Origin of the sequence: Allofournierella sp., from assembly GCF_048388525.1 — a bacterium.
Lineage (GTDB): Bacteria > Bacillota > Clostridia > Oscillospirales > Ruminococcaceae > BQOK01.
On record NZ_DBGCTQ010000082.1, the window covers coordinates 1 to 3,275 of the forward strand.

General features: G+C 60.7%; 1 pseudogene. It reads left to right on the top strand.

Annotated features, from left to right (window positions below):
- Nucleotides 1–73: 73 nt before the first annotated feature.
- Nucleotides 74–3,275, top strand: a pseudogene (locus ACMLHZ_RS10080) (hypothetical protein); the annotation flags it as partial.

Sequence of the window (3,275 nt, forward strand, 5' to 3'; positions counted from 1 at the left end):
AGCCGAAAAAACCCCCCCCCCCCCCCCCGCAGATGCGGGCTTGACTGAGCCGGCCCCTCAGGGGGAGGGCTTTGTGCGCGGCGAAACCGAGAACGGCGGCCTGCCCACCCTCTTTGCCGCTGTGCCGGCCGCCGCCGCCGAAACCTGGATGGACCTGGGCGCCGCGCTGCCCGAAAGCGAGCAGCCTCAGCTGGAAGGCGACTATTACATCATCAAAACGCCCGAGCAATTCGGCTGGTTTTCCTGGTACGTAAACGAAAAACACCAGTACAGCGCAAAGGCAAAACTTTTCAGCGATATCGACCTTGCCGGCCACGAATGGGTCGCCATCGGTTATAACGAAAAGTTTACCGGCATTTTGGATGGTGACGGTTATTACATCGATCACCTCACCATCACCGACCCCTTACAAGCCACCGGCGCGCCCTTGTCCCAAGCGCCTTCAAATTCCACTACCAGCACCTTTGCCGGCCTGATTGGGATGCTTGGCAAGGGTGGTGTGGCACAAAACCTTTTGCTTAAAAATGCCAACATTACGGTCGATGTGGCAAAATACCATTGGCTTTTTGTGGGCGGCATTGTGGGCGAGACCACCGGCCCGGGAACGGTAAAAAACTGCGGCTTTATTTCCGGCAACTTTACCATAAAAGGTGTCTTCGATTTTGCCTGTGCCGGGGGCGTTGTGGGCGACATCCGTATGGGCGATACCGTTCAGAACTGCTTCAGCCGCCTCAGTGTCGACACCTCTCAGTCATCCATTACGCCGGGAAGCACCTATACCGATATTTATGCCGGCGCGTTTGCCGGGCGCATTTGCTTGGAAGCCCCGGTGATCTCCCGCATTTACGTGTCCGGCCAGGTCACCGGCCGTGGAGGCGTGTTTTACGGAAAAAATGAAAAGAGCAAGCCCAACTTCTCCTATTGCTACTACGAACAGGGTGCGGGCGGCACCGCCCAAAATGCCGGCGATTACGGTGCCTCCAACATCGTGGGCATTCCCCAGGGCCAGATGAGCGGCGGCAACGCCGCCTCCTTCATTGCAAACCAACTGGATAAAAACCAATCCCCGGGGGTGTGGTATCAGGATGTGCGCAACATCAACGAGGGGTATCCTCTGCCCTCTTACCAGCGCGAGATCAGCTGGCAGGATAAAGGCGCCCTTGCGCTGGATGTGCCCGCTTACAAAAATGGCGCCTACCAGATCGGCACCGACGAGCAGCTGGCCTGGTTTATGTACAAGGTCAACACCGACGCCGCGCATTACGGGTCCGCCAACGCGGTGCTTACCGCTGATATCGACCTGACCGGCGCGCAATATTACGGCACCGAGGCGCTGCCTTTCCGCTGGGCGCCCATAGGTGTGACCACTGCAAAACCCTATTGCGGCGTGTTCGACGGCCAGGGCCATGTGATAAAAAACCTGCGCGTCCAATTTGAACGCCCCATCGACGGCGCCACCTCCTACCTGGGCTTTTTCGGTGTGTTGGGCAGCGGTGCCGCCGTAAGCAATCTCTTTTTGCAAAACGTCTCTGTTGTCGCTCCTCCCGACGGCTCAAATCGAAACATTTCCATGGGCGCGTTTGCGGGGCGGATCACCGGCAGCGCCGCGGTCCGCTGCTGCTGCGTGTTCAGCGGCAGCACCCAGGCGACCAGCACCTGGAAATACCTTACCCACGGCGGTTTCGCCGGCGAGTGCGTGAGCGCCAGCGGCTCCATTGCCGATTGCTTTTCCAATGTGCAAATGGTCGATAACACCAACGGCACCTCCGGCGCCTTTTTAGGCTACACGAACTCCTATACCGGCACGCTGCAAAGCTGCTTTGTCGCCGGCTCTGTTTCCGGCTCCAACAAGTATGTGGGCGGCACCTTTGGCGTTAACGCTCAGGCAAGCAATTGCTTTTATCTCGATCTCCTGTCGCTCTCGGCCACTCCCGGCTCCCAAAGCGTTACCCTGGCGCAGGCTTCCGGCGGGCAGTTGCGGCAAAGCCTGAACGCCGGGCGCTCGCCGTTCATCTGGTACGAAGCCTCCCCTTACCATTACGCTTCCGGCGGTTACCCCGTTCCCCTCGGCTATTCGCTTTCCGGCTGGAACGGCATTGGCGGCCTGATCCAGGCGGGCGCCGCCCTCACCGCCCAGCAAAAAAGCGCCGTGGCCGCCGGGCAGGATTATACTTCGGTGACCTTGAGTAACGGCTACGAGAAAAAAACACCTCTGCCGCGTCTGCTTTATGCAAGCGATACGGTGTTGGTGGCGCCCGCAGCCGCTGTGGGCGGCGTTTATCAAATCGGCTCAGCCGAACAGTTCGCCTGGTACGCCTACCAGGTCAACCACAGCAATGGTTCTTTCCAGTCCAGCAAGGCGGTGCTCACCGCCGATATCGACCTTACCGGCGCCCCTTACGGCGGCAGCGAGGCCGTTCCCCTTGTGTGGACGCCTGTGGGCAGCGCGCCGTCCCCCGGGGGCGAGTGCCCCTTCCGGGGATCCTTCAACGGCCGTGGGCATGTGGTTGCGGGTCTTTACCTGAACTGCCCCGTCAATAATTACAACAGTTTTTCCAACTACGGCCTGTTCGGTACCCTGGCGGGCAGCGCTGTGCTTGACTCCCTTCTGCTGAAAAATGTGAACATCCGTGTCACCACAGGCAGCATCGTTTGCATCGGCAGCGCGGCGGGCTTTTTGCTGGACTCTGCCCAGGTGAAAAACTGCGGCGTGCTGTCCGGCAAGTTGACCCAAAGCGGCAACGCTTCCTTTGTAGCCGTGGGCGGCATTGTGGGCGATATGCAGATAGGCACCGCCCAACTGGTGCAGGGCTGTTTCAGCCTGGCCACAATAAGCACCTCCGGCAAGGCGGGCAACAACACCTCCGGCGCGGGCGGCATTGTGGGCCGCCAATACCGGGGCAGCGTAAAAAACTGCTACGCGGCGGGCCCGGTCACCGGCGTCCTCACCGGCGGAAAGCTCGGCGGCCTGATCGGCAGCCTGAGCGGCGGTGCACAGCCTGCCTTCGCTTACTACGACCAGCAGGTCACCGGTGCCGCCGGTGCGGGTTCGGCCCTCGCCACCAGCCAGATGAAGTCCCTCGCGGCCCTCGAAGGCCTGAACAGCGGCCTGAAAGACGCCTCCGGCACCCCTTACGAGGCCTTTGTGTTCGACGTCACGGGCGAGAACGGCGGCTACCCGCTGCTGGTCTTCGGCCAAACCGACGCGGGCGAAGCCTTCTTTACCACACGCAAGAACACAGTGACCGTGGCCCCCAATCTGGCCGCCGGCGAGG